This is a genomic window from Gilliamella sp. LMG 34362 (genome assembly GCF_984569125.1).
In genome coordinates this window covers 1,413,823-1,436,453 of the sequence record NZ_OZ474902.1, presented here as the reverse complement: position 1 = coordinate 1,436,453, position 22,631 = coordinate 1,413,823, and the positions used below count along the sequence as shown (strand labels likewise).

General features: G+C 31.7%; 18 protein-coding genes. 8 read left to right on the top strand and 10 right to left on the bottom strand.

Features of this window, described 5'->3' with window-relative positions; all coding sequences use genetic code 11:
- The 5 genes from opp1C to clcA all read left to right on the top strand — a co-directional run bounded on the left by opp1C (position 1) and on the right by clcA (position 5,321).
- Positions 1-828, top strand: a complete 828-nt coding sequence (gene opp1C, locus AC5LWZ_RS06660; protein ID WP_493464183.1) for a nickel/cobalt ABC transporter permease — start codon at positions 1-3, stop codon at positions 826-828.
- On the top strand, positions 821-1,687 hold the full coding sequence (locus AC5LWZ_RS06655; protein WP_493463311.1) for an ABC transporter ATP-binding protein: 867 nt from the start codon (positions 821-823) through the stop codon (positions 1,685-1,687). The genes opp1C and AC5LWZ_RS06655 overlap by 8 nt, the downstream gene beginning before the upstream one ends.
- Positions 1,687-2,466: an ABC transporter ATP-binding protein gene (locus AC5LWZ_RS06650; protein WP_198221411.1), complete on the top strand. Its 780-nt coding sequence runs from the start codon at positions 1,687-1,689 to the stop codon at positions 2,464-2,466. The genes AC5LWZ_RS06655 and AC5LWZ_RS06650 overlap by 1 nt, the downstream gene beginning before the upstream one ends.
- Positions 2,467-2,469: 3 nt before the next feature.
- The gene (locus AC5LWZ_RS06645; RefSeq protein ID WP_493463310.1) at positions 2,470-3,795 is read left to right on the top strand and encodes an MATE family efflux transporter; all 1,326 of its coding nucleotides are present in this window, start codon (positions 2,470-2,472) and stop codon (positions 3,793-3,795) included.
- Positions 3,796-3,944: 149 nt separating this feature from the next.
- Positions 3,945-5,321 (top strand): H(+)/Cl(-) exchange transporter ClcA, encoded by a 1,377-nt coding sequence (gene clcA, locus AC5LWZ_RS06640; protein WP_493464182.1) that lies wholly within the window; start codon positions 3,945-3,947, stop codon positions 5,319-5,321.
- Positions 5,322-5,477: 156 nt separating this feature from the next.
- On the opposite strand, the gene AC5LWZ_RS06635 is transcribed toward clcA, so the two are convergent.
- The 6 genes from AC5LWZ_RS06635 to AC5LWZ_RS06610 form a co-directional block, all read right to left on the bottom strand.
- Positions 5,478-5,915, bottom strand: a complete 438-nt coding sequence (locus AC5LWZ_RS06635; protein ID WP_493463309.1) for a hypothetical protein — start codon at positions 5,913-5,915, stop codon at positions 5,478-5,480.
- A gap of 495 nt (positions 5,916-6,410) precedes the next feature.
- A complete protein-coding gene (locus AC5LWZ_RS06630; RefSeq protein ID WP_493463308.1) occupies positions 6,411-8,324 on the bottom strand; it encodes an enterotoxin in 1,914 nt (637 codons plus the stop codon).
- A gap of 418 nt (positions 8,325-8,742) precedes the next feature.
- Positions 8,743-8,949, bottom strand: coding sequence for a hypothetical protein (locus AC5LWZ_RS06625; protein ID WP_065578823.1), 207 nt, complete (start codon positions 8,947-8,949; stop codon positions 8,743-8,745).
- A 343-nt stretch (positions 8,950-9,292) separates the two neighbouring features.
- A complete protein-coding gene (locus AC5LWZ_RS06620) occupies positions 9,293-9,763 on the bottom strand; it encodes a hypothetical protein (protein WP_110447926.1) in 471 nt (156 codons plus the stop codon).
- A 184-nt stretch (positions 9,764-9,947) separates the two neighbouring features.
- Positions 9,948-10,397 (bottom strand): hypothetical protein, encoded by a 450-nt coding sequence (locus AC5LWZ_RS06615; protein WP_086365413.1) that lies wholly within the window; start codon positions 10,395-10,397, stop codon positions 9,948-9,950.
- A 277-nt stretch (positions 10,398-10,674) separates the two neighbouring features.
- Positions 10,675-11,718 (bottom strand): type II asparaginase, encoded by a 1,044-nt coding sequence (locus AC5LWZ_RS06610; protein WP_493463307.1) that lies wholly within the window; start codon positions 11,716-11,718, stop codon positions 10,675-10,677.
- 1,108 nt (positions 11,719-12,826) lie between these two features.
- On the opposite strand from AC5LWZ_RS06610, the gene AC5LWZ_RS06605 reads away from it, so the two are divergent.
- Complete coding sequence (locus tag AC5LWZ_RS06605) at positions 12,827-15,976, top strand: alpha-mannosidase (protein ID WP_493463306.1); 3,150 nt, start codon at positions 12,827-12,829, stop codon at positions 15,974-15,976.
- A 29-nt stretch (positions 15,977-16,005) separates the two neighbouring features.
- Complete coding sequence (locus tag AC5LWZ_RS06600) at positions 16,006-17,499, top strand: MFS transporter (protein ID WP_294913153.1); 1,494 nt, start codon at positions 16,006-16,008, stop codon at positions 17,497-17,499.
- Positions 17,500-17,992: 493 nt separating this feature from the next.
- Here AC5LWZ_RS06600 and AC5LWZ_RS06595 read toward each other — a convergent pair whose 3' ends face one another.
- Positions 17,993-18,634, bottom strand: coding sequence for a hypothetical protein (locus AC5LWZ_RS06595; protein WP_493463305.1), 642 nt, complete (start codon positions 18,632-18,634; stop codon positions 17,993-17,995).
- Between the two features lie 314 nt (positions 18,635-18,948).
- Here AC5LWZ_RS06595 and AC5LWZ_RS06590 point away from each other — a divergent pair, with 314 nt between their 5' ends.
- Positions 18,949-20,103 carry an MFS transporter gene (locus AC5LWZ_RS06590; protein ID WP_493463304.1) on the top strand — a complete coding sequence of 385 codons (1,155 nt, stop codon included), beginning with the start codon at positions 18,949-18,951 and terminating at the stop codon, positions 20,101-20,103.
- 388 nt (positions 20,104-20,491) lie between these two features.
- Here AC5LWZ_RS06590 and AC5LWZ_RS06585 read toward each other — a convergent pair whose 3' ends face one another.
- From AC5LWZ_RS06585 to AC5LWZ_RS06575, 3 genes are read right to left on the bottom strand one after another with little or no spacing between them, the layout of a single operon-like run.
- Positions 20,492-21,136 carry a hypothetical protein gene (locus AC5LWZ_RS06585; RefSeq protein WP_493463303.1) on the bottom strand — a complete coding sequence of 215 codons (645 nt, stop codon included), beginning with the start codon at positions 21,134-21,136 and terminating at the stop codon, positions 20,492-20,494.
- Positions 21,137-21,146: 10 nt separating this feature from the next.
- On the bottom strand, positions 21,147-22,148 hold the full coding sequence (locus AC5LWZ_RS06580; RefSeq protein ID WP_493463302.1) for a phage integrase: 1,002 nt from the start codon (positions 22,146-22,148) through the stop codon (positions 21,147-21,149).
- 24 nt (positions 22,149-22,172) lie between these two features.
- Positions 22,173-22,529 carry a helix-turn-helix domain-containing protein gene (locus tag AC5LWZ_RS06575; protein ID WP_086365444.1) on the bottom strand — a complete coding sequence of 119 codons (357 nt, stop codon included), beginning with the start codon at positions 22,527-22,529 and terminating at the stop codon, positions 22,173-22,175.
- Between the last annotated feature and the right edge of the window lie 102 nt (positions 22,530-22,631).

Below are 22,631 nucleotides of genomic sequence, written 5' to 3'. Positions count from 1 at the left end.
ATAACTAAACAACTAATTAACAATAAAACAGCTTTAATCTGTTTAATCATCATCACCACAATCGTTATATTAGGTATTTTAGCACCTTATATCGCACCGTATGATCCTAATAAAGTTCGTATAGTGCGTAAATATGCCACCATGTCTAGTCAACATTGGCTTGGTTGTGATCATCTTGGTCGCGATATTTTATCGCGTTTGCTTTATGGTATCCGTTCTACCCTATTTTTATCCTTACTTACCATGATCATCACTATCGTAGTTGGTAGTCTGATCGGCCTTATCTCAGGTTATCAACGAGGCAAACTTGATGAATGCATCATGCGCCTTTGTGACATTATGCTGTCGTTTCCTAGTCAAGTAATGATTTTAGCGATTGTTGGTGTGTTAGGCGTAGGTATTGAAAACGTCATTATAGCCAATATTGTGGTTAAATGGGCATGGTATAGCCGCATGATTCGTAGTTCAGTCATCAAATATAGCCGAAAAAATTATATTCTTTTTTCACGGGCTATTGGCGCACCACATTCGTTTATTATTTGCCGTCATTTATTACCTAATGTTATGTCAGAGCTAGTGGTATTAGCAACCTTAGATACAGGTTGGGTAATCTTAAATATCTCAGCACTATCCTTTATTGGATTAGGTGTTCAAGCACCTACTGCCGAGTGGGGGTTAATGTTAAGCGAAGCGAAAAATGTCATGACCCAACATCCGATGCAGATGGTCTTTCCTGGCATCGCAATTTTAATTGTCGTTGCAGCATTTAATATGTTAGGTGATTGTTTAAGAGATATTTTAGATCCAAAGGACAAAAAGCATGAGTAGCTCGCTATTAGAAGTGAATAAACTTACGGTTACCCTCGACAATGGTAACAAGCTATTAGATGATGTCTCATTTAAAATTAATCGTCATTCATGTTTAGGTATCGTTGGTGAAAGTGGCAGTGGCAAAAGTTTAACATGTAAAGCCATTATCGGATTATTAGAGCCCTATTTTAATGTGTCAGGTCAAATATTATTTAAGTCACACCAAGCTAAACTAACCTTAGCTAATAATGGCGATCTATTACAACAGAATAAACAGACCTTAAAGCAGATACGTGGTAAGGTAATTTCGATAATACTACAACATCCTATGAGTGCCTTCGATCCGTTATATTGTATTGGCAAGCAAGTGGTTGAAACACTACAAGCGCATCAAGTTATTAGCAAAAAGCAAGCCATGACAAAAGCGTTAGAAATGATTGAAAATATTGGCCTTAATAATCCACAAGAGATCTATAGAAAATATCCTCATCAATTAAGTGGTGGCATGTTACAGAGAATAATGATTGGTTTGGCATTGATGCTTGAACCTGAACTCATCATTGCTGATGAACCTACTACAGCACTCGATTCAATTAGCCAATTTCATATTTTAAAAATGTTTACCGAGATAAAACAGAACTTGAAAACAACCGTGATTTTTATTTCTCATGATTTAGGTGTGATTCATCATATTGCTGATGATATCATTGTGATGAATAAAGGAAAGATTGTGGAATCGGGTAGTCGTGAACAAATTTTTTACCATCCTCAACATGACTATACTCGTTACTTGATAGACACACGTAAACAGTTATTGAATAAGTTCAATGCTATTATTGGTTTCAATAATCCAAATTTGATTACGGAGACAACTTAATGCCACCGTTATTACACGTTGAAAATGTAAAAAAGTCTTTTTTACAGCCGAATCAGAATCTATTTAGCCGAACAAAAAATACCGTTATCAATGGCGTTTCATTCGAGCTAAAACAAGGTGAATGTCTTGGCATTATTGGCGAAAGTGGTAGTGGCAAAAGTACCTTAGGTAAACTGATTTTAGGTTTAGAAAAACCTGATAGTGGTAATATCTATTTTAATGGCCAAGATATAGCTAAACGGGCGTGGAAAAAGTCAACAATGCGTAAAGCTATCAGTGCGGTATTTCAAGATTATAATGCCTCGGTCAATCCGTATTTTACTGCATCCCAAATCATTGCTGAACCAATTGATATCTATGAAAAACTAGCCAAAGATGACCGTAAGCTGCGTATTAATGCTTTATTAGAACAAGTCGGTTTAGATAGCTCTTTTTATCATCGTTTTGCTCACCAAATGAGTGGTGGTCAATTACAGCGTGTTTGCATTGCCAGAGCAATTGCCTGCTCTCCGCAATTTATCTTATTTGATGAAGCTGTGAGTTCATTAGATATCTCAGTACAAACCCAAATATTGTCACTACTTGCCGATTTACAAAAGCAACTCAATCTTACCAGTATTTTTATCACCCATGACCTAACCACCATTACTTATCTTTGTAACAAAGTGGCATTTTTTTATAAAGGTGAGATCATTGAATATATTGATAGTATAGATAAACTTAATCAAGTCAAAAACCCTTACTCTATCCAACTTCTCGAATCAGTTTTAGGTTTTTAAAAAATGGCAAACTCATCAACATCAAATCAAAAATATCAGTTTAGCGATTATCTTAAGTTGGTGATCCCCTTTGTACTGTCTACTATTACCACTCCCCTACTTGGCGTCGTTGATACCGCTTTAGTTGGTCATTTACCTAATCCAGCTTTTATTGCTGGCATTGCCATAGGAACAGTAATATTCAATACCATTTACTGGTTATTTGGTTTTTTAAGAGTCAGTACCACAGGTTTCGCAGCCCAAGCCTTGGATAACATATTGTTACTAAAATCTTCGCTTATTCGGCCCCTGTTTATTGCGATTTTTTTAGGTTTGGTATTTATTATTTTTCAAAAGTTCATTTTTTCTGCTTCAATGCAGATCATCAAGCCTAATCAAGAAGTTCAACACTATGCTGATAGCTATTTTTCCGTGTTAATTTGGGGGGCACCTTTTGTACTTATCAATTATGTATTAGTTGGTTGGTTAATGGGTATCTCTAAAGTAAAAGCAGTATTATTTTTACAAGTTTTCATCAATGTACTTAATATTATAATGGCGATGCTTTTTGTCTGGTGGTTTCATTGGGACATCAAAGGAGTCGCATTCGCAACGTTAATCGCCCAAATAAGTTGCTCTTTAATCGGGATTTTGTTCATCTATCGATATCTACCGAAAACACATCAAAAAACCGACTTAAAAGCAATTTTGTCATGGCAATCATTAAAAGGAGTCATTTTAGTCAATACCAATCTAATGATAAGGACTATCTGTTTATTAATCGTCACCAATCATTTTATTTCGATTGGTTCAACATTTGATACCGAAGTATTGGCCGCTAATGCCGTCTTATTCCAGATCCATTATATGATGGCATATCTGTTTGATGGTTTTGCTAATGCATCAAGTGTATTTAGTGGCCGCGCGAAGGGCAATAAAAATATGGGTCTCTATAACCAAACTCTACGTTGGTCATTGCAAGCCTGTTTTATTTGCCCAATTATAATAATTGCTATTTGGTTGGCGTTTGACACCTCAATTATCAAGCTACTTACTAATCAAACGGAAATTATAAATCTTACTCTGCAATATCAATCATGGTTAATTATATTCCCTATCGTTGCCGCGGGTGGATTGATCTATTATGGTGTTTTTTCAGGTATTAGTTACACTTCATCAATCCGTGATTCAATGTTATTAGCGTTATTGCTTTGGTTGATAGCACAATATTTTGCAGTACCAATTTGGGGAAATCATGGATTATGGCTGGCCTACAGTTTATTTAGTTTTGGCCGAACAATATTTTTAATTATTTGGATTAAAAAATCGCGCAGCTATATTACTGCTTAATGGCGAATTATCACAGATTTTCAATTAAATAATTCACCTACTAGCGAGGGTTTTAGCGCAAATTTGAAACTATCTTTTTCAATTAAACAAGCGTAAAATTTACCTTCATTATTCTAATTATAGTCAATATTGTGCCTAGTTATTCTGCCATCAAAAAAAGAATTCAACTTTATCATAAAATACGTAGTTTTCAGGATAAAGCCCCACTAATCGTACTAATAGTTGCCGGCGTTATCGGCACAATCACTGGTATTGTTGGCGTATTATTTCAGTATGCGGTGAATTGGGTAATCTCACTGCGTAAAACATTATTATTTAATCTGGTCGACAATCTAGTAATTAATTATCTATTAATCTTTGCTATCACTGGGACAATGGGTGGGTTAGCTTACTATTTGGTCAAACGTTTTGCACCAGAATCTGGCGGTTCAGGTATACCAGAAATTGAAGGTGCATTACTTGATTTACGTCCAGTTCGTTGGCGATCTGTCTTACCGGTTAAATTTATTGGTGGCATCGGTGCTTTGGGCTCTGGTATGGTGTTAGGTCGTGAAGGCCCTACGGTTCAACTCGGTGGTAATATTGGTGCAATGGTTTCCGATCTGCTTAAAGTTAAAAATAAAGCTTATCGACATACTTTTTTAGCAACGGGAGCCGCCGCAGGGATTACTGCAGCTTTTAACGCGCCGTTAGCTGGAATACTGTTTATTATAGAAGAGATGCGCCCACAATTTCGCTATAATTTGACCTCAATAAAAGCTATTTTTGTTGGTGTTATTATGGCCAGCATTATGTATCAATTTTTATATAATCAGGAATCTGTCTTTCATATCGGTCACTTTAATGCCGTTCCTATTGAATCTTTATGGTTATATCTCTTATTAGGGACTTTTTTTGGTGCTATGGGTGTTTTATCAAATAAATGTATATTAACCTTACAAGAGCGATTCAAACAGTTTTATCTATTGCATAAAGTTTATTTCGTTATCACTGGATTTTGCCTAGCGGGATTATTTGGTGTGGTAAGTTTTATCATTCCAGAAATAACTGGTAGCGGTTTTGATTTTATTCCTAATGCAGTTGCAGGTAATTATGCAATTAATAGTTTGATAATGATTTTATGCTTGCGCTTTATCACTACCGTTTTATGCTTTAGTTCCGGCGCTCCAGGTGGCATTTTTGCCCCAACTTTAGCCCTAGGGACAACGGTTGGGATCGCTTTTGGTGTGATAGCACAACAAATTTACCCCAATTATCATATTGAACTTGGTGCTTGCGCTATCATTGGAATGGGAGGATTATTTGCAGCAACCGTACGTGCGCCCCTCACAGGGATTGTCTTGGTAATGGAAATGTCAGATAATTATCAGCTTATTTTACCGATGATTATTACTTGCTTAGGTGCAACACTCATAGCCCAAGCGCTAGGAGGAATGCCACTATATACGTCTATTTTGGAAAAAATCTTATTAAGAAACAAACTTCAATCAGATAACACTACTCAGCTAACGACTAGTAATTCTTGATAAATCACAGCATAAGCAAACTCGCTGTTGAGGATGGTTGAAAAATAAGAACAAGATTTGAGTTAAGCCATTAACTTAGTAATGAATCAAAATTAATATCTCAATGTTTCGATTCATTACTAAAATTCGCTTAATTAAGAATAGTCTTATAGTTACCTATTCTAACTCACAGATTTCTTTGATTGATAAAGTGGTAGGAATATTACGCTCATCAGTGAATTGAAAACGGAAAATAAAACGAATGTCATAAGTTTTTAGAACATTCACAACATCAGATTTATCACAAAATTGACTATTAAGCCCTAATCTAACATTTTCCATAAAATCATCTAAAGGTGTGTTTTGGCTATCTGAAGGCATGTTATATTCAAAAACCACATTATTAAGGTTCGCGGTAATATTGGTGACTTCATAACCGGCCTCTACTTGAATAGGAAACTTACCTTTTTCTCCTAACAATGAACGTTTTGCGCTATCTGCTAACGCTTTAGTAACCTTTACTCCAGTAGTTTTATCAGCTTCAGCTGCATTTGCGGTCGTAAACATAAAAAGGCTTGAAAGCAACACGGCCAAATTAACAACTTTTTTCATCATTTTTCCTTACTTTATCCCTTATAACTCTATTTCCAATCAAATCTATTGATAAATAATTAGATTTTTATAGTTATCATAAATATTTTAATTCATTTAATAGTCTAAATAATAGTGAATAATAAAATTATCTGCTATCTTACACAATATTTCTGATAAAAAAAGCCAACTTAACAATTTATTGTAAGAATTTATATTAAACTACACAAATATTGACCATTTCAACTTTAACTATTTTTATCATTGAATCTAATTGATGTTCATAAATTTTGCCTGAATTTAATAATCTTTCAACCAAAATAAGCAATGAATTTTAATTAGATTTGGGTATTATTAAGCTTTAATTCGGAGATACCCAAATATATAGGTTATACAGGATAAGTTGAATTTTTTTGGCAAAATCTATCTACTAAATTCATCTGTAATAGTAAACATAATTGCAAATAAAATCGCAGAAAATCAAGTGCCTTACCTTTTCATGGTAAGACACTTTATAGGTTATTGTGGAGTTAATGACATGATAACTGTTTCAAAAGGCTCAAGCGTTAACATTGCTGTTTTCGAAATAGTTGTTGGTTTTTTTGCATGTAACTTACTAGCATAATCAATTTTAATTTGAAAACGGTCAGTTGCATTAGTTGGTAATTCTAAATCATTTTGCAAATCTAGATAATAAACTTGCTGTCTATCGGAAGGATTACGTAAAGTGATGATTGCTTTATCTTTACTCCAACCAGCCCAACCATATACACCTAATTTTGTCGGGTCTTTACCTATCCAATGGCTATCAAATAAAACATCTTTATTAGTTCTTGCCCATTTTGCGGCTGTAGCCAGCGTATCCCAATTTTGGGGCGTTAATAATTCAGGTGTAATATACATTTCTTGCAATTGAGTACCTGTTGCAAAGTAACTCCAGACCTGATCAGAAAAATCTGTTTCACTTTCTTGATCAAGATTTTTCGCTTGTTTTGCATAGACAATACCATGCAACATTAAGGAGTTAAGTGGGAATAACGGACCTTTTAAAACTATAGAACGATAAGTTTCAGCATCACGATAAGTTAACCACTGTTGCACTTTGCTACCAGGCCCATAGTAGTTAACATCATCCCCACCTCGCCATATTGAATCGGCATAGAATAACCATGAAGGCGTTGCTTGAGTACCGGTGGTTAAATTGATGTAGAGATTTGGATTAGCACTGCGCATATCTTCAATTAAATGGATAGCAGCATCAAAATCACTAGTGAATTGACTACCAGCAATAACCTTATCAGCATTACCCGTTCCATCAAGTTTAAACATGGTTATGTTTTGGTTATTAATCAATTCGAGGATTCGTTTATGGAAGTTAGTATAATAATTTGGGCCTGATAAGGCTAATTTACCATCCATAGTTTCATAACCAAATTCAGGCGCGTTAGCAACACGTTTATCACGTGGTTTATTATAACCGCCCCATGGTGATAACCAAATACCGAGTGCCGTTTGATATTTATCAGAAGCTGTTTTCAAATTATTAAATTCATTAGGGAAATTCGCACTAAATCCCCAGTTTCCTTTTAGATTATCCCAACCATCGTCAAATAAATATCCATCCAATTTTACCTGACGTTTTTTTACCAACTCCTCACCATATTGATCAATTCTTAATAAAGCCTCTTTTTCGGTATAAGGATTAAAGAATCCTATATCAAGCCATGAATTATAGTGTAAATATGGATTATATGGACGTTGACGAACACTATCAATAAACTGATTAATGTTACGTCTTAACTGTCCTTTTTCATAAGTACCAATATAAGTTTTATAACTTAAAGTGTGTTCAGCTTGCAGTGGAATAGCTTGTGGGATTTTTTGTGATACACCGCCTTCATAAGCAACTGTATTGGTTAGTGGATTTTCTGGAATGATAAAAAAAGTATCACTAATAATCGGTGAACTTACTACTGAACCATACACAAATGGTGCCTGTGAATGGAATGGCATTAATGAAACTGATGACATTAAAAGTGCTTTATTTTTAGGCGTGATTCTTAATTCATAACTCGCAAAATGTTTATCATCATTTAGATTAACAACAGTTTCAATCGACATATCATGACCAGTGTAATTTAATGTCATGCCTGTATCTTGTTGTTGCACTTTATCCAGTGAAAAATCTTTATCGGTTAACTTATCTCCGGATGCTAAAACAATTTCAAACAACGTTTCAATTTTCACCGAATCATTAGTAACTGGATTGATAATATTTAGTGCTGTAATACTATTTTGACTGTCATCCTTAGCTAATTTAACTTGTGCATTTTTTCCTGATAACTGATAATCTTTGGCCCAAGCTGCACCTGTTGGTAAACACAATGCTGATAATATGCCTAACACAACCAATTTTTTCATGTTTTTTTTCATTATTACCTCCTAAAGGATAAACAATTTTATTTCCATAAGTACATATTGGACTTAGTATAGGCATCAAATAGTAATGAAATTGTGATCTTCTTGGCAGTTTATTAGAATTGCAAAATTGCCAAAAAATGACTAAATTTACTTTGTAGTGAAAGAGATATATTTGATTGAAATTGATTACAACTAATTTTTTATTACCATAAATCAAGTCGTTTCTTAATTAGCTATAGGTAATAATGAAAGGTAGGTTTAGCAAAGGACGAGACATTGCTTTTATTTTTCAACGTGATAAAGATCACAATTTTAAAATAAAGTTATTAGCAAAAAACAAAAACTCAAAAGTAAAATTTAATGATGATGACAAATAATCAAAAAGGTAACACTAAGTGTTACCTTTCAAAGTTACAACATAGAACGAGTGCTATTTTTTAGTATGATGAGGATCTTTTACTGAATCACCTTGACCACTCACCACATACCAACCATTCTTACTATGTGGTTTTTTATTATGATCAGGACAAGGGGGTAACGATTTTTTACTTTGGTTTGAATATACATAGCCACAATCAGCACATTTATAAGTGCCAGCTGAAACATCACTACCGTATGCAGCAAATTTTTGTACCATTATAAGCTCCTCCAGTAAAATGTTATAAATAATAAGCCGATTTGCTTATTACAATAATATATAAACGCTGATTAAACCAAAAATCAAGTCAAGATTGAATAAATCTCTCAATATCTTCGCTAAAAAAGCTTTAAAATATAAAAAAATTTAGATTTTTAAGTTTAAATACTCGATAAAATAAGCAACGTAATTCTGTCTTATCTCAAATTGATAATAATGGCATATTGAAAGAAATTAACAAATAACAAATGAGAAAAGGTACTCAATCATTTTAAAATAACTGGCAAATACTTAATAAAATTCAACTAATTTTTTAAAAGACTTTTTTTAAAAATATTCTATTTTACGGATAAGAGTTATTGACTTGTTTAACAGATAAATAACAATATAAACATCTTAATATTTTAATCAATACTAAAATAATGTAACCGAAAAAACAACCGAGTACAGGAATGAACATCGCAATGATGAATCCTATATCATCGTAACCATTACTAACATACTCAAAATAAAAATATAAAATACCAAACCAACAAAAAGAAAAAACTAATCCACAAAATAATCCTAAAAAAGAAGTTAATACATGTGTCTGAGGGATAATAAATAATTTTATTAATTGTATTAGGAAAAAAACAATTTCAGAGATTATTATTATACAAAATATTATAAAAAGGATATGTGGAGCTGCATCACTAATGTAGAATTCGCTTCTTAATGAAAAAATATTAAAAGTAACTATAAATGTCAAATAAGCAACCCAAAAAAGACAGATCCATAATTTATCTTTAGATAAATATTTAATAATTTTTGGCATAATTAATCCTTAAAAAACTTAAGTTAACTTCACTATTAACCTAAAAAATCCCATCCAATTAGATATGGTTACACTCTGATAAAATTAATATTTAACTGCTTAATAATCAGTTATTCATTCTACTTTAGATGGTTAAATAATTCTCTTAAGCAATATCTAAAAATGACAGTTAATCAAAAAAATTTCATTTAGATCTTTCAACAAATAAAACACAATATAAAAAATATAACATTCTGATAAGTATTAAAACAATATAACTCATAAAACAGCCAATCGCAGGCAAAAACGCCCAACCAAGAAATCCAAAACCATTCCATCCCCAACTATGAAATCGGACGAAACAAATATATAAAATAAATAGCCAAATAAAAGAAAATGCTAGCCCTAAAATTAATCCTAAATAAGAGGTTAACAAATGTGTACTATTAGCAACAAATAGTTTTATCAACATTGAAAGAAAGAAAATAATTTCAACTACAACCGCTATAGCAAATAAAATATCAACAGTTGGCTTACCTATTTTGCTAATAAACGAATGAGGATTTTCTAAAACAACATAATAAGTTATGTCCATACTAAAGTAGAATATGAAAAAGAGACCGATCAATACAGAATCTTTAAATAAATATTTCATAATGCTTAACACCTCTAATCCTTGAAAATATCATTAAACCTCCCTATTAATCGGTTGGAGAATTGTTTAATAATAATTTTTTTAGGGATTTAGATTAGTTTAATATTATTAAAAAAGCAAATTAGGTATGGTGAAATTGATATCTATATTTTAAAAAATTATTATCACTGATAATGTGTAAAAAAATTGCTTTTCGCACCTTTTTAATTGTTTTTGTTTGGGATTGAGCTGCAAGTATCTATCTTGCAGCCCTTTGAATTATAATAAATCATGATAACTAATAAGTATGAAAATATTGCTGAATTAATTCAGGATCTTTAGTTTTAGTTAATGCTGTCATGAGTAAAATTCGAGCTTTTTCAGTATTAAGTGAATCTGAAACTAATCCTGGTAATGTTTTGTTTACAGGAACTATCCCACTCCCCGTTCGAGATGAACGTACAACAACAATACCCGCATTTTCTGCTTTTTTTATGCCTCTATCACTTCTAACAGAAGTAGAGCCAGCTCCAGAACCAGCATAAACAATACCATCTACATGGTTTTCGATAGCAGCATCGAACAAATACTCTGGATCATCCTGATAACCATATAAAATAATCACTTTAGGTAACGCTTTAACACCGCTAAGATCAAAAATAGAATTTGATGTATGAAGTTTGTCAATTTTGGTTTCAAAGTGTGGTTTTGCAGCTATAAAAACACCTAAATATCCCTGTTCTGCGGCTTTAAAGGTATCTGTGGTTGTGCCATTAGTCTTTGTTATAAATCGGGCTGAGCCTATTCTATCGTTAAGTACAACCATGACACCTCGCCCTTTAGCTTCTGAAGTAGATGCCAATGTCACAGCTTCTAATAGATTCATTGGTCCATCGGCACTGATAGCGGTCGCGGGACGCATGGCTGCGGTCAAGACAACGGGTTTATCACTTTTTACCGTTAAATGAAGAAAATAGGCTGTTTCTTCAAGTGTATCTGTACCATGGGTAATTACAACGCCATCAACATCATCTTTTGCTAATAGTTCATTCACACGGTTTGATAGTTTTAAAATAATATTACTGGTCATATCATTACTGCCGATATTAGCAACTTGCTCACCATCAATTTGAGCGATATTTTTTAATTCAGGAACCGCATCAATTAATGTTTGCACGCCCAATTCACCAGCTTTATAACTAACGGTATCGGTATTGCTTGCAGCCGAACCGGCAATTGTTCCCCCAGTTGCCAAAATAACAACATGGGGAAGTTTTGTCTCACCAAAACAGAATGTACTCATTAAGAATAGAGTGGTGAAAAGTATTATTTTATATTTCATCTTTTTTCCTTATAGATAGTTAATAAATATCCTTTTATTTAAAATGCAAGATCTAGACCAATTTAAATAAAATTAAACTGCCACTCTCTATATCTCAATGAATTAATTAACTTATTAAAAGATAGAGTAAAATTAATTAATAAAGTTTATTATCTATTATCAAAATGAACGCACCCAAATGGTGCAATTTGCTCTTAATGATTCAACCTTGATCCTCAAATTTGAGCAAATATAGATAGCTAATTCGTTTTATATTGTGAATTTACCATTATTAATAATGATTAGGAATAAAAATACAACCTAATACCGTTCTTTTTAATCATTGGGCAACTTTATTAATTAATAATAAACAGTGATAAAACATTTGGTAGATTTTACTACTGGACTTGAACCTGTTACTGCTCGATTATGGATTCTTAAATATAATTTTTAATACAGTAAATGACCATTTAAAGGTTTAAGAGTGAATATATTCACATTAAATTCTATGAAATCATTTTCAACCATCGCTTTATTGTCACTATTAAACGAAGAAATCGAATTATCCTCAATATTTTACACTGAGCATTCTAATAAAATAAGATGTATGATTTTCAACTTACATGAGTAATATAAATATTATAATTTTGACTGTGTTTTTGGTGAAAATCTATCTTTTTGGGCAACCTCATCCTATCATTTTAGTAAAACTAATTTGTATTACCAATTCATCTATTATTGATGAACCAATTTACAAATCACCAGTTTACTTATCAATTGATAATATTAACATTAGACACTTCATGATCAACCAATTATCGCTTATTTTTCTTCATTTTCACAGTAAAATCAAAATCCTAATAAAAATTCATATAGATAAAGTTTGTTCTATTAGACTTTATTATACTAATCAAAACTCCTCTTAAATTTATTATCAATAAATCAGTTGAAATTAAAAGTTATTATACCTTTTCAAAAACACTTAGAACCGATTATTAAATTAATTAAATTAAATTTTTGTGATCTCAGTCACCAAATTTGGTTTTTATATTTGTGAACTACAACTTTATTATTTAACTTATTATACCAATTGTTTGTTTTTGTATATTTATCTAAATTAGAGGGAATTATGTTTTTTACAGAAAGGAAATTAAAACAACGCGTTGAAGAACTATTGCGGTTTGAATTACATGATATTCAAACAATACAAAGTTTTGATTTTTGTTATGACCGTAAAGGAGTTAATGGTGCCCCGCCCCCTAATGAAAATGCCGATTGGCAAAATATTGAGCAAGGATTTGAGTGGAAAGAAAAGGATATCTATGTTTGGTTAAGGTTAAGCCATACTTTCCCTAAAACCGATCCGAATCGTTCCACTCATATAGGTCTTTTTAATTTTTCATTATCTTTTCTACGTGATGAATATGAAGCGTTACTCTATGTTAATGGTAAACCATGGCATGGTTTAGATAAAAACCATAATGTTATTTCATTTCCGGACGACTTTTCTGGTAAAACAATTAGATTTGATATTCGTATATGGTCAGGCGTACTTGAAGGTAAAGTTAGACAACATTTTGATGAGTTTCATGTTGGTAACAGTATAAAACAAGTTGCCTTCGGTTTAAGAGATAAAGCCACTCATGATTTGTACGTGACTTCTACCGCTATATTACAAACATTAGATGTTATCTCTAACAATGATTTTTATTATTCGAGATTACTTAATCTATTAGATAGCTCTTTTCTACTCATTAATTGGCAAAACCCATCTAGTAAAGAATTTTACCAATCAATCAGTAATGCATCTAGGTATTTAGAAGAAAATTACAGCAAAGATGCGGTGAAATCGCCAGTTGTGATTAATTGTGTAGGCCATACTCATATCGATCTCGCCTTTTTATGGCAAATAAAACATACCAGAGAAAAATGTGCGCGCTCGTTTTCGACTGTTTTGAAGTTAATGAAACAATTTCCAAAATATAATTTTTTCCAGTCTCAACCACAACTCTATGAATATGTTAAAAATGATTATCCTGAAATTTATGATCAAATAAAACAACGTGTCAAAGATGGGCGCTGGCAAGTTGATGGTGCTATGTGGGTTGAAGCTGATTGTAATATACCCTCTGGTGAATCATTTGTCAGACAAATTATGTATGGCAAAAATTTCATGGAAACCGAGTTTGGCATAACGCCTGAATGCTTATGGTTACCAGATGTATTTGGATATTCTTGGGCATTACCACAAATTTTAAAAAAATCAGGCATTAAATATTTCATGACAACAAAAATTAGTTGGAATGAATTTAATCAACTGCCACACGATACTTTTAAATGGCGAGGCATTGATGGCAGTGATATTTTAGCGCATTTTGTTACAACACCTGAAGAAGGACATCCACGATATACCTATAATGGCATTGTTAATGCTAAATCTGTTCAGGGGTTATGGGATAACTATAAAGATAAAGGTTTAACAAAAACAATGTTGCTACCATTTGGTTATGGTGATGGTGGTGGTGGGCCAAATGAGCAGATGCTTGAATTATTAGAACGATTCGAAAAAATGCCAGTATTACCTAATATTCAATTTGGTACTGTTAAGCAATTCTTTCATGAACTAGAGGATAATATCAATCATAGCAATGATTGGTTCCATACTTGGGATGGCGAATTATACTTTGAAACTCATCGCGGAACATACACCAGCCAAGCGCAAATTAAAAAAGCGAATCGATTAGCCGAATTAGATATTCGTTTCATCGAATGGTTATCGGCGACTAACTCAATCTTAAATAATGACTGGTCTGTTTATGAAAAAAATAAACTAGATTATTGTTGGAAACTCATTCTTAGAAATCAATTTCATGACATTATTCCTGGTTCATCTATACATGAAGTCTATCAAGATGCCAAACTTGAATTTCAGGATTTAAATAATAGACATAACGAAATTCTTAGACCTCTGTTAAAAAATATTACAGATAGTGATGTTAATAGCAAAATTATCATCAATAGCTCTAACTTTATGAGAAAAAATGACGTTGTTTATTTTGATACTTATGCAGAAAATCTCACTATAAAAGATGATTCCAATCAATATTTCACTATACAAAAATCAAAACAAAATGATGGTTATTTTGTTGAAATACCATCAATAGCGCCACTAAGTTGTATAAATGTAAGTTATGAAAATAACGTTACATCTGAAAGTAATAAGGCAAAAGATGCTTTTATCTATAATGATGATGAAATAGATACACCTTTTTATCTCATTAAGTGGAATAAATTTGGCCACCTTACCCGTATTTTTGATAAAAAGAATAACCGAGAGGTATTGTCAGGTTGTGGCAATGTATTGACTGTATATGAAGATAAACCAATGAAATATGATGCTTGGGATATTGAAATATTTCATATTCAGAAAAAATCACCTGTTGTACAGTTACAATCTGTCGAACTGACTGAATTAGGGCCATTAATTTGTGAAATCACATTTAAATGGATTTTTAATAACAGTTCAATTTGCCAGAAAATGCGAGTCTATAGTAATAATCCAAAAATTGATTTTATAACTGATATTGATTGGCATGACTGCAATCAACTACTTAAAACAGTATTTCCAGTCGATATTAGAGCAGTTGAAGCAACGTACGACATTCAATTTGGTAATGTTAAACGCTCAACTACTTGGAATACTAGTTGGGATTATGCAAAATTTGAAAGTGTAGCACATCAATGGGCCGATTTATCCGAATACGGTTATGGCGTCAGCCTATTAAATAATTGCAAATATGGTCATGCTATTAGAGACAATATAATGCAATTAACCCTCATCAAATCAGCTATAAGCCCTGATTTACAAGCTGACCAAGGACAACATCAATTTACATATTCTTTATTTCCTCATACGAAGAATTGGCAAGAAGGTCATGTTGCCCAAGAAGCTTGGTTCTTAAATGAACCGCTAAGAATTTATGATGGCAAATTAAAATCATTTATTAAGCCATCTAATCTATCAATTCTTACATTAGATAATCATTTAGTTCAGGTTGATGCTTTGAAAAAAGCAGAATCAGGTGATTGGTTAATTCTCAGAATTCATGATTTCTCCGGTGGAACACAAAATGTCAATATCAGCTCTCACTACAAAATCAACTGGTGGAGAGAGTGTGATTTGATGGAGAACTTTATTGATCAAAACATAAATAAAGGAAATTTAAAAATAAAATTAAGTCCTTTTGAAATTAAAACTTATGCAATTTCAATAAATTAATTGCTTAATTCTATTATGAGGTTTGGAAAATGAAAAATAAAAAAATAATCACTATTCCTAAAGCTATAGGTTTTGGAATGATTGACATCATTGGAGGGGGAGCATTCACCATTATAGGTGCATGGTTGTTATACTTTTTTACTACTTTTGTTGGATTGAGCCCAATTGAAGCGGCATCAATTGTGGCAATTGCTCGAATATTAGACGCCATATTATGCCTTTTCATGGGGAGTTTCACCGATCACTTTTATAAAAATAAATTAGGTAAAAAATTTGGACGCAGAAGATTCTTCTTAATAATTGGCGCACCATTAATGCTTTCCTATGCATTATTATGGATTAATGGCATGGGCTACTTATATTATCTAGCTATCTATTTAACTTTTGAGGTGGTTGTAGCCATGGTAATGATTCCTTGGGAAACTTTACCATCTGAAATGACCAGTGATTATGCAGGAAGAACCAAACTATCTACTTGTCGAATGTTTATTTCTGCAGTAGGTACTTTTATGGCAACATTTGTACCAGGCAGATTAATTGCAATCTATGGTGAAAATGATCCAAATGCTTATTTATTTAATGGTATATTTTTTGCTGTCTTATTCATGATTTGCGTGATTATATCCTACTTTTCAACTTGGGAAAGACCACTAACTCCGGAGATGTTAAAAGAATTAGAAAAATCTAAAGCTGAGAAAAAAGTAAATCCAGTTACCTTTGTTTTTGGTCTGTTTAAAGAATATTTCTCTACACTGAAAGTTAGAGCCTTCAGAAAACATTTAGCTATCTATTTATTATCTTTTACTGGTAAAGATATTTATAACACTGTATTTGTATTTTTCTGTGTATATTGTTTAACGCTTGATGCTTCTGTAGCTGGAAGCCTTTTATCTTTAAGTATCATTGGATTACCAGTTACATTAGTAGCAGGATTCGCATTCGTTAAATATGGGCCGAAAAAACTACTTGTTGGTGCTTATTCGACTATGCTTTTATGTTTAGCTGCGACCTATTTAGTTTTTGTATTTAATCCATCATCAAAAATAGCCATACTGTTTGTTATTGGTACTGTATATCAAATAGGCCGATGCCTGATGGAGTTCACACCATGGAATATTTTCCCATTCATTCCAGATATTGATGAAATGATCACTAAAAAAAGAAGAGAAGGCTTATTTGCTGCTGTTATGACATTCTCTAGAAAAACGACAGTCGCCCTATCAACTCTTTGTGTTGGATTAATATTAGAATTTGGTGGTTTTGTTCAAAAACAAGCAGATCAAACTCCTGAAGCAATAACCACAATTGCATTAATTCTATTTTTAGGAACTGGATTACTTGTTTTCTTAGCTATGTTAGTGACACTCACCTTTAATCTAGATAAAGAAAAACATGGATTATTAGTTAATGCAATTGATGTCTTACAATCAAATGGCGATGTAAATGAGTTATCTGAAGAAACTAAATTCGTAGTAGAAGACTTAACAGGCTATCCGTGTGAAAAATTATTTGAGAAAAAATAAACCCTATTTATACGTTGTAATTACGAATAAAATGACTATAAATAGTCCTAACATAAATTAGTAACCGTAAAAATTAGATACTAGATGAAATTCAGCTAGTATCTAATACCTAATATTCTTAATATATTCTATATTAAAACCATTATGAATAGCTAGTGACCAAAGACTAACTATTATCATAATTTACTGTTCTTTAATCGATAAACATATATTTTTAATAACAACTCAAAAAAACTATATAAGCTCAAAATCAAATTTTCTTCAAAAAATTTTAAAACTCAGATAATAAGAGTATTTTAGTTAACAATAAAAAAACATAAAAGTATCATTCCCCAAAAAACACAAAGCACAGCAAAAACTAAGAGACAACACAATAATTTAAAGAAGAAATTTATTTACCCAAATGTCTATACCCCGTTACTCACATTCAATTAATACAACAGGAAGATTTTTCATGCATGTGGAATTAAACATTTAGTTGGATTGGATTAGGTTAATTAACATTAACAACATTTACTTGTTCTTTTGGTATAAAGAGTATTTCAGTTCTTATATTACAATCTAAACTTAATGCTACAATATTCCCTGCATATACCTTTAAAATTCCATATTTATGTCCCTCATATTCAATCGAATTCAGTTCATTTCTTTTTGCAGAATCTATTTCTGCACATTTTCCACCAAATTCAAATGCAAAAGAAAATAAAATAATAGGTAATAAAATTGTAGATATATTAAGACTCCATCGAGTGAATCTTGCTTTTTTATAGAGAAACATAATGAATAATGACAAATTAAAAAAAACTAACAATACTTTAATTAATAAAGGTTTCATTAAATTATTTATATTAGGATCTAGATACAAACCTAATATAAAGCTATTTACTAAAACTAAAATGATTAAATAGTGACGTAGTTTTCCATTAATCAAAAATATAGTAATACTTATAATATAATAAAAGATAAAAAGTAAAAATCCGCCCAAAAACACAAAATTAAGTAAATCTACAGAAATAAAATATACACTAAATCCAATCTTTTTAGCATAACCTAATTCAAATCCATAACAGATAAAATACGCAACTGAAGTTATTATAAAAATAACTATAGTATCATTAATTTTTATATTTTCCATTTACCTTCCTATAATATTAGGGCATTAAATATTATCTCATAATTTTCTTATATTTATATATATCAAAGATTTCAAGTATTTTTAATCTATACTAACAATTACAGTTAATAAAAAGTCATCATATTCACTTTTAAAAGATTTATTTTCAGTCATTGCTCCTTGCATTTTTATATTTCGAATTAAAAATAACTAGATTTTATATATTCTAATTTGTTTTTAAAACAAATAGAAAATCAAAAGCGAAGCAATTGTTGTTAAACTACAATAATTAGATCTATAATTCAAAAATTATATTTATATAGCAGATAAAAATAGTGAAATATAAATTATTAACAGGAACTTTCTTTGTACCCATTATCGCCCTATCGGTAGTAACTCAGTTATATATACTTATTCCCGTTTATTCTGATTTAGTACTTTTCATAAAAGGGGCAACTTTAAATAACATTGGCTTACTGACATCTTTATTCGCTATTTTTTATGCAATTGGATTTATTATCTGGGGTGGCTTATCCGATCGAATAGGAAAAGAACGTACTTTATCCATAGGGTTATTGCTATTAGCAACAATTAGTTTCATTATGCCGTTTATTACTAACTATTATTGGTTACTTATTTGTCGAACACTCCAAGGATTTTGTGCTGCATCGTATCCGCCTGTGGCAATTGCTTGGATTACGTTAAATCTATCGGAACCATCGAAGTCTAAGGCTGTATCAATTATTAGTTGTGCTTTTCTGTTAGCTGGTATTATTGGGCAGTGGTTTGGCTCTTTGATGATCACAAATGCTCTTTATCCAGCTATGTGGATTTTAATGAGCATCTATATTTTTGGTTCGCTGTTATTTTTCTATCATACTCCTAAAAAAACTCACCAAGAAAATTCTAGTAATATGAAAGCTTCACTATTTTCAATATTCAAGCAATTACCGCGAGTTTTATTTAGTAAAAAACTATTTCCGATTTATTTATGTGCTTTAATTGTTTTATTAAGTTTTGTCACACTTTATTCTATTTTACCGAGTAATAATATTGCAGAATACATCCCGACACTAAGAAAGATTGGCATTGTTGCGATGCTATTTAGCCTTACCGCAAGTTATCTATTTAGATATATTAAGCCAGTTTATGTCCTTACTTTAAGTCTATTTTTAATGACAAGTTCTCTTCTTATACATTATCTTTATTTAAATGAACAGTTAAATAATATTTATTTACTTTTCATTAGTCATTTCATATTTATCGTTGCACTTGCTTACGCAGTCCCATCGATGATTACCAGTGTAGCCACTCAATCAGCAATTGAGGACAGAGGCATTGCAACATCTCTGTATACTTGTATTCTCTTCATTGGTGCAAGTTTGGGCTCATTTTTGCCTATTATTTTTAAGTCTAACACCCTAATTCTATTCATCTCAATTTGTATCTTTATTGCTTTAGTACAACTTATATTACTTAATAAAAAATGATTGATAGTAAATGTTAGATTTAATGTAATAAAAGACTTCTTAGGAGGTTATGGTCAGATAAAAATATTATATTTTTTAAGCAAGATCTCGAATGAGATTTAATAAAAACTGGCCGTCAGACACAGAATTGTTTACATATCAGTTGGTTAAGTAAATTAAAATAGCAAAAATTTCTCCTTAAAATAAGAAATAAATTTAAAAACAATTAATATCAATTCAAAAGATAATAATCCTACTGGACTTGAACCAGTGACCAATCGATTATGAGTTCTTTAAAGCTGTATTTAAAATCAATAACTTACAATTAAATCAAGCGGTTAGAAATACATATATAGACATATTTTACTATATAAAAATATTCTCAACCGCCATTTTACCGCCAATTATTTTAATCAACAAATTCAGGTTCTTTTATAAGAAAAGCTTTATTAGGGAAAAATAATGAATATATACCTATATTTTTATTTGTAATTTCTAATTCTTCATTATTAATTTTAAAATGAAGCGTTGCATAAATAAGTTTTTTTCCGGATATATAATTAAAAACTTCTGCATCAAAATTACTTTTTAATGGTGATTTATTTCCAGCTAATAGCATGATGTTATTTTGCATACAAATTAGCTTTATATCTACTATTAAGTTTTCTGATTGTTCTTGATGATTACAGAAATCAAGAAACGCCGAACTATTAATTACACCTGTAACCTGATGATCTTTTACTCTTAACTCAACATTTATCGTAACATCAGACTCATTTTTTAAAATTATCCTAGGGATAATATCGATATAACCTTCACTACTATTAGTCCACTTTCCTGAAAATTGTGCTGAACTACCAAACCATACCCAAAAATCCTTATATTTTGATAATAATGTATCAATTGATGAAATAATATTAGCTGTATTCGTAATAATTGTAATAAAAAAAATAATGATGACAACAGGATTTGTTATCACTCTATTCAACCAACTTTTATTATTGCTTGTAGTTTGTACTTTTTTGATCTTTCTATTCTTTTTCTTTCTAGCCATATTTTTTAAATTAGTTTAGATTCAACGGATTCAATCTTACTGCATCTTCAAAGTGATCTGGGGCAAAGTGGGCGTAGCGCATGGTCATTTTGATGTCGGTGTGGCCTAATATTTTTTGTAGGACTAATATGTTGCCACCATTCATCATAAAGTGGCTGGCAAAGGTGTGGCGTAATACATGGGTTAGTTGGCGATCAGGTAGTTCGATGCCAGTTCTATCTAATGCAGATCGGAAAGCCGAGTAGCAACCAGTAAAAAGCTGGCCATGTTTATTGGGAATTTGTTTAAATAGTTCTTCACTGATAGGAATGGTGCGGTTCCGTTTACCTTTAGTATTGATGTAGGTGATTTTTCCATCTTTGACTTGTGCACTTTTTAAGCTTTCAGCTTCGCTCCATCTGGCACCGGTTGCTAAACAAATTTTAACAATAATGGTTAAATCGGACGCACTACTCTGCTGACAAGAGTTGAGTAAAGCTTGAATTTGTTCTTTGGATAAATAAGCCATCTCTTGTTCGTCGGTTTTAAATGAACGAACCAGTTCCAAAGGATTTTTATGTTGCCACTCCCCTAACCGAATTAATTCGTTAAACATCGCCTTAAAATAGGTTAGTTCAAGGTTCATTGTCCTAGGAGCAACAGTTTTAATGCGATCGGTTCGATATATCTCACCATCAATTCGTTTTTGGCGATAACTGGTAAATTGTTTGGCAGTGAAGTTTGTTGCTAATGGGTTATCCATACATTCACTGGCAAATAGCATGGCTTTTAAGCGAGTTTGCCCATCTTTAAGGGTTTGGCCATGCAACGAATACCAGCTTTGGATTAATTCTGATAAACGGCGTTTATCTATTTTTTCATTGATCCATGGTTTTTGGTTAGCTTGTTCTTCAAGATAATTTTCATATGCCAGTGCTTCTCCTTTGGTGGCAAAGTTTTTTCGTATTCGACGGCCACCAGGGAGATATTTTTCAAATAACCATTTCCCATTAGGTTGTTTTCTTACTGACATACGTGCAATTAATCCTATACTAACCTAAATCAACTGTGCTTTTAATTCGCTAAACTCTTGTTCGGTAATAGCGCCTTTATCTTTTAGAGTAGCTAATCGCTCAAGTTTGACTAAAGTTTCATCGGAAATAACCGTCTCTTTAGATTGTTCTGCTGGGTTAAATTGCCCTTCACCAGTTGCTAACCATTGTAATGATGCGCCTGTTTCATCCATACATTTAACAACCAGATCGGAAGGGAAGAGATCGCGTCGATAGCGGATTGATAAACTCGCTGCAGAAGTACCTAAATAGTTACTGTACTCTACTTTGGATTTAAACCCATAAGCCTCAATGATTCTGTCCAATACTTTGGCACCACCAGAATTAAAATTAATACTCATTTTAAATTAAGCCTAAGTTAATTAAAAAATAAAAATATGATTGACATTAAGCTAAGCTTAATGTTAAATTATATTTAACTTAAATACACATATAAATACACA

Coding starts and splice junctions, on each gene's coding strand:
- AC5LWZ_RS06655 (WP_493463311.1), top strand. CDS start 821: ATGAGTAGCTCGCTATTAGAAGTGAATAAACTTACGGTTACCCTCGAC.
- AC5LWZ_RS06650 (WP_198221411.1), top strand. CDS start 1,687: ATGCCACCGTTATTACACGTTGAAAATGTAAAAAAGTCTTTTTTACAG.
- AC5LWZ_RS06645 (WP_493463310.1), top strand. CDS start 2,470: ATGGCAAACTCATCAACATCAAATCAAAAATATCAGTTTAGCGATTAT.
- AC5LWZ_RS06635 (WP_493463309.1), bottom strand. CDS start 5,915: ATGATGAAAAAAGTTGTTAATTTGGCCGTGTTGCTTTCAAGCCTTTTT.
- AC5LWZ_RS06630 (WP_493463308.1), bottom strand. CDS start 8,324: ATGAAAAAAAACATGAAAAAATTGGTTGTGTTAGGCATATTATCAGCA.
- AC5LWZ_RS06625 (WP_065578823.1), bottom strand. CDS start 8,949: ATGGTACAAAAATTTGCTGCATACGGTAGTGATGTTTCAGCTGGCACT.
- AC5LWZ_RS06620 (WP_110447926.1), bottom strand. CDS start 9,763: ATGCCAAAAATTATTAAATATTTATCTAAAGATAAATTATGGATCTGT.
- AC5LWZ_RS06615 (WP_086365413.1), bottom strand. CDS start 10,397: ATGAAATATTTATTTAAAGATTCTGTATTGATCGGTCTCTTTTTCATA.
- AC5LWZ_RS06610 (WP_493463307.1), bottom strand. CDS start 11,718: ATGAAATATAAAATAATACTTTTCACCACTCTATTCTTAATGAGTACA.
- AC5LWZ_RS06605 (WP_493463306.1), top strand. CDS start 12,827: ATGTTTTTTACAGAAAGGAAATTAAAACAACGCGTTGAAGAACTATTG.
- AC5LWZ_RS06600 (WP_294913153.1), top strand. CDS start 16,006: ATGAAAAATAAAAAAATAATCACTATTCCTAAAGCTATAGGTTTTGGA.
- AC5LWZ_RS06595 (WP_493463305.1), bottom strand. CDS start 18,634: ATGGAAAATATAAAAATTAATGATACTATAGTTATTTTTATAATAACT.
- AC5LWZ_RS06585 (WP_493463303.1), bottom strand. CDS start 21,136: ATGGCTAGAAAGAAAAAGAATAGAAAGATCAAAAAAGTACAAACTACA.
- AC5LWZ_RS06580 (WP_493463302.1), bottom strand. CDS start 22,148: ATGTCAGTAAGAAAACAACCTAATGGGAAATGGTTATTTGAAAAATAT.
- AC5LWZ_RS06575 (WP_086365444.1), bottom strand. CDS start 22,529: ATGAGTATTAATTTTAATTCTGGTGGTGCCAAAGTATTGGACAGAATC.